This window comes from Streptomyces sp. SID14478 (assembly GCF_010548525.1).
Lineage (GTDB): Bacteria > Actinomycetota > Actinomycetes > Streptomycetales > Streptomycetaceae > Streptomyces.
Genome location: NZ_JAAGMG010000272.1, coordinates 1 through 4,738 on the forward strand (window position 1 = coordinate 1; position 4,738 = coordinate 4,738).

Genomic DNA, 4,738 nt, shown 5'->3' on the forward strand with positions numbered 1-4,738 from the left:
CAGCGCGCCTTCGGTGCGGCCGAGCGGCCGTAGGTCCCGGCTCCCGTTCGCCCTTCCGTTCGGGGTCGGCGGGCGCCGGGTGTTCGGCGCCCTGACCACGCTCGTCGCCCTGACCGCGACGCTCGGCGCGGCCGACGCGTTCTCCGGTACGTCCGCACCCTCGACGCCCCCGGCGCCGCACCCGTGCCGCGGCTACGCCTGCGAGGGGCGCTTCCCGCAGCACGCGGGGTGCACGGCGGACGCCCGTACGACGAATCTCACGAAGGACGCGACGTACATCGTGCGGTTGCGCTTCAGTCCCGGCTGCCGTGCCGTGTGGTCGGAGGTGGAGCCGCTGACGGGCACCGCCCGCAAGGTGTCGATCCGGCTCGGCCCCGACGAGGTGCTCACCACGCACCCGAAGGGCCGCAAGGGCCGCAGCGTCAGCCCGATGCTGGACGCCGACGACCCGAAGCGGGCGGTGGCCTGCGCGCAGGTGGCGGACCGCGTGGCCTGCGCGGGCGCGATCGAACTCCGCGCACAGGCCCGGCCGGATCCGGCATCCGAGACCGAGCTGCCGTGATGCCCAGGAGTACTGCGACCCGAGACGATCACCGGGACTTCGGGGCGACGGGAAGGAGGGGCGGCTCCTCTGGCTCCTGGCCGAACCAGAGGTGCCTGGGCGTGCCAGCCCCCACGGGGGTACGCGCTGCTGGTCCACACCGTGCAGGCCGGGTCTCCCGCCGGGAGCAAGCCATACCCGAACGACGCGATGTTCTGCCCTGGCGTCGCCCCGCGTCGACAGGTAACCCTTTCCCACGGGACGCCGTGCGCGGTGGTGGGGGGAGTTGACTGCGGTGACGAGACGCAGAGGGCCCGGTCGCTGTCCGGCGCCGGAGTGGGTACGGCGGCTCCCGGCGGCGCAATCCCTGCGTGCTCGGCGACGGGTCGTGGCCGAGCTGCGCGCCCAGGGCCGGTACGGCCCCGGACTGCGCGACGTGCTGCCCGCCTTCGTCGGCCTCGGTCTGGCGGTGCTCCTCGCACCGCTCGCTCTCGTGACGGTGCACCGCAGGTTCGGCCTCGCCGCCCTGGCGCTCGCCCTCGCCCTGCTCGCCGTGCTCGGCTGCGCAGGCCTGTGGGGGCGTCGCGCCTTCGTCCACCGCCGTCTGGGCCTGTACACCCCTGCCGAACTGTCCCGGCTCGACCGGCGCGGCCTCGCCCGAGCGATCGAACGGATGTTGCGCCGCGAGGGTTGGCAGGTCACCGATCTCACCGACGGGAGCAGCGTGCGGCTCTACGCGCGCGATGCCCACGGCAGGGAACTCGACGTCGCGGTCCGCGCCACGATCGACGTCCCTCCCGAAGAGAACGTCGTCGGAGCCGGCTCCCCCGACACGGCCTCCCGGCCCGACGGCTCCCGCCACCAACTCTTCGTCCACAGCAGTGCGTTCAGCCGCACCGACGTCCAGTGGGCCTCCCACCAGCCCCGCGTGCAGCTGGTCGACGGCGTCCGGCTGCATCGCTGGGCGAGCGGTACGCCGCTCCACGAGCTGGACCCACCCGTCTGATCTGCGCCGCTTCGGACGAAGGCCTTGCGCCTCCGGCTATACTGGGCATAGGCGGTCGGTTCTCGACCACCTTCTGTCCCCAGCCCCGGACAGCTCATTCGTTCCGGCGACACGGCTTGCGGGAATCCCGTACGCAACGGCTACCGGGCCGCGCGACCCCTCCTCTCCGATGCCTCCGAGGCGTGCATTTCCGGAGTCGCACGCGACCTCCCCCACTCTTCGCCGGGCAGGGACAGTTCCGAAGGGCCGGCCCCATGGCAAGTTCCGCACTCGCACCTTCAAAAGCCGATCACGGGAGCGATTTCACCCTCCTGTCGAAGAAGATCAAGGCCGCAGGGCTGCTCGGGCGACGACCCGGGTACTACGCGGCACGCATCGCCCTCGTCTCGGCCGGCTATGTGCTGACCTGGTTCGCCTTCGTACTGGTCGGCGACAGCTGGTGGACACTGGCGCTGGCGGCATCGATGGCGTTCGTCTTCGGGCAAATGGCCCTGCTGGCACATGATGTGGCGCACCGTCAGGTGTTCCTGCTACGGGCCGCCAGCGCCCGGGCCGGTCGCGCGCTGGGCAACCTCGGCATCGGTATGGGATACGGCTGGTGGCAGGACAAGCACTCCCGCCACCACGCGAACCCCAACCACGAAGACCTCGATCCGGACGTGCGCCCCGACATCCTGGTGTGGAACTCCGGCCAGGCCGCGCAGGCGAAGGGGCTGCCCCGGCTGCTCGGCGGTCGGCAGGCGTACCTCTTCTTCCCCTTGCTGGCGCTGGAGGGCTTCAACCTGCACGTCTCCGGGCTGCGGTCGCTCAACGACCCCGCGCTGAAGCAACGCCGGACGGAAGCCCTTCTCCTCATCGGCCACTTCGTCCTGTACCTCGGCGCGCTGTTCCTCGTGCTGCCGGCGGGCAAGGCCCTGCTGTTCCTCCTCGTCCACCAGTGCCTCTTCGGCCTGTACCTGGGCTCGATCTTCGCGCCCAACCACAAGGGAATGCCGATGCTCTCCGGAGAGGACCGGCCCGACTTCCTGCGACGTCAGGTCGTGACCTCCCGCAACGTACGCGGCGGGCGCTTCGTCGATCTGCTCCTGGGCGGGCTCAACTACCAGATCGAGCACCACCTGTTCCCCCACATGCCCACCCCCCACCTGCGCAAGGCGCAACTGATCGTCCGCGCCTACTGCCAGGAACGCCACGTGCCCTACGCCGAGACGGGGTTGATCGACTCCTACCGACTGGCGCTCAAAAGCCTCCATGCCGCAGGCGCGCCGCTGCGCCGCAGCCGGGCGAGCGCCTGACGGCTCCGGCGAAGGCATGCCGAGGGCCATCCCTTCGCGTGCACCGAACTCCCGCCTCTGAACGAGGAGTTGACCGGTGAGATGCCGCATCGCACGACCGCCCCCTGAACGGCGGAACAGAGCAGCACAGAAGCTCCTGGCGGAGCGGGTGATCTTGGTCGATCACCCGTCCACCAGGAGCTTCATCGTTGTGCGGACATGCCCGACCCGCGGTCATCGCCGCCAGTCGGGAAGGATTCAGCGCCTGCGCATGAACAGGACGATGAGCACAATGATCAGGATGATAACGACAGTTCCGATGCCGATGTACATTTCGAGCCCCCTCTTACGGTTCCCCGCACATCTCGACCGGACCGGCGTGCGCCGGTCGGTTGGTCCCTCTGTGGTGCTCGATCACTCTTCCGGCGACCGAGTACCCGGCACACCGATATGAAACGGCCGGAACCGGCGGGGGCAGGGCCGGGGAGCTGGACGCTATGACGCCGGGTTGTCCAGGCGGGCGTAGACGACGGTGTTGTCGCTGTAGCGGTGACCGCTGTAGGTGCCCGAGCACGTGATCAACCGCAGGCCGGCGTGATCGATGTTGCGGTAGACCTCGAGAGAGGGGAACCGATCCTTGGCGTACTGCTCGACGCGCGTGATCGTGAACCGCGCGGTCGAGCCGTCCTTGCGGTCCACGTACACGTGATCGCCACGACCCAGACGGGCCAGGTCGAAGAAGACGGCCTTGGACCCGTTCCAGGTGACGTGACCGGCGAGTACCGCCGGGCCTTGCGCACCGGGGTCGGGGCCCGGGGTGAACCAGCCCGCGCGGGCCGGGTCACGGGGTGTCTGCATCGCTCGCTCACCGTCCAGCCCGAGGCGCTCCAGGGACGTGTCGACCCCGATGGCCGGGATGGACAGGCGGGTCGGGTCGGAGGCCTCCATCACCTCCGCCTCTGCGGGCGGCTGCCCGGTTGCGCTGCCCGTCGGGGCCGGCGGCGCGGGTGCGGCGTCCGCCGTACGCTGCGCGGACCGCACCTCCGGCGGGGCGGGCTGCTGGCGCGACAGCCCCAGGACGAGGGCTGCGACTCCCACGACGAGAAGGACCGCGGCCGCGACGACCGACAACCGGTGCCGTCGGACGACGCGCAGCATGCTCAGCGGTGTTCGGGCCGGCATGACGGCCGGTCAGCCGTCGAGGGCGTCGGCCTGGGTGCGACGCCGCCGCACGAGCATCAGACCCGCCGCCGCGGCGATCGCGGCGCCGCCGCCGGCGATCAGGCCGGGTGATTCGATGCCTGCCGTGCTGCCGGAGCCGGTCTCGACGCCGCCCGAGGGCATGGAACCCACCGACGCGCCCTGCAGCATGCCGCAGTCCGCGGGAGCGGTGGCTTCCTGGGGCAGCTTGGGGTCGAGTTCGCTCTTGCCCTTGCCGAAGTCGTACTTGCCGTTGCGGTTGGGGTCGATGCCGTGCTGGACCACGTGGAGGTCCTTGATGTGGTCGACGACCTTCTGCGACACGGTCAGCGTGCGCTCGTAGGAGAGCTTGCCGTCCTTGTCTGCGGTCGGCATCCGGTCAACGGCCAGCCCGCTGTTCTTGGACGTGTCTCCCTTGGTGGTCAGGGAGATGTTGATGTCGCCGTAGGCCGGGATGCCCTCCGCCGTGGTGACGATGCCGTCCTGGTTCTTGTCCGCGGAGGCGTCCGGGCAGTGGAAGTCGTGCCCGCTGGTGGAGCCGTGGATGTGCTGCGCGTGCGGCTGACCGGGCACGAGGCCGGAGACCTCGATCTTCACCGTGAGCCGGGTGCCGTCCAGGCTGAGCATCGCCGTGCCCTTGGCACCGGACTCGTTCAGCGACGTCAGGTCGACCTGGTAGCTGTCGCCGGACGCGCTCGCCGGATGGCCGGTGTGCGC

The 4,738-nt window shown here is 70.5% G+C and carries 5 protein-coding genes; 3 read left to right on the forward strand and 2 right to left on the reverse strand.

Annotated features, from left to right (window positions below; genetic code table 11):
- The first annotated feature begins 79 nt into the window (after positions 1–79).
- From G3I40_RS09525 to G3I40_RS09535, 3 genes are all read left to right on the forward strand, one after another.
- On the forward strand, positions 80–562 hold the full coding sequence (locus G3I40_RS09525) for a DUF2690 domain-containing protein (RefSeq protein ID WP_164301722.1): 483 nt from the start codon (positions 80–82) through the stop codon (positions 560–562).
- A 367-nt stretch (positions 563–929) separates the two neighbouring features.
- The gene (locus tag G3I40_RS09530; RefSeq protein WP_343244874.1) at positions 930–1,547 is read left to right on the forward strand and encodes a hypothetical protein; all 618 of its coding nucleotides are present in this window, start codon (positions 930–932) and stop codon (positions 1,545–1,547) included.
- A gap of 254 nt (positions 1,548–1,801) precedes the next feature.
- On the forward strand, positions 1,802–2,842 hold the full coding sequence (locus G3I40_RS09535; protein WP_164301723.1) for an acyl-CoA desaturase: 1,041 nt from the start codon (positions 1,802–1,804) through the stop codon (positions 2,840–2,842).
- A gap of 474 nt (positions 2,843–3,316) precedes the next feature.
- Here the strand turns inward: G3I40_RS09535 and G3I40_RS09540 are convergent, their stop codons facing one another.
- Together G3I40_RS09540 and G3I40_RS09545 are read right to left on the reverse strand one after the other, a co-directional pair.
- On the reverse strand, positions 3,317–3,979 hold the full coding sequence (locus G3I40_RS09540) for a class F sortase (RefSeq protein WP_164301724.1): 663 nt from the start codon (positions 3,977–3,979) through the stop codon (positions 3,317–3,319).
- 33 nt (positions 3,980–4,012) lie between these two features.
- Positions 4,013–4,738, reverse strand: a 726-nt coding sequence (locus tag G3I40_RS09545; RefSeq protein WP_164301725.1) for a CHRD domain-containing protein, incomplete at its 5' end; no start/stop codon positions are given.

Bases quoted from the DNA above. Each gene is read 5' to 3' on its own strand.
- G3I40_RS09540 (WP_164301724.1), bottom strand. From the start codon at position 3,979: ATGCTGCGCGTCGTCCGACGGCACCGGTTGTCGGTCGTCGCGGCCGCG.
- G3I40_RS09535 (WP_164301723.1), top strand. From the start codon at position 1,802: ATGGCAAGTTCCGCACTCGCACCTTCAAAAGCCGATCACGGGAGCGAT.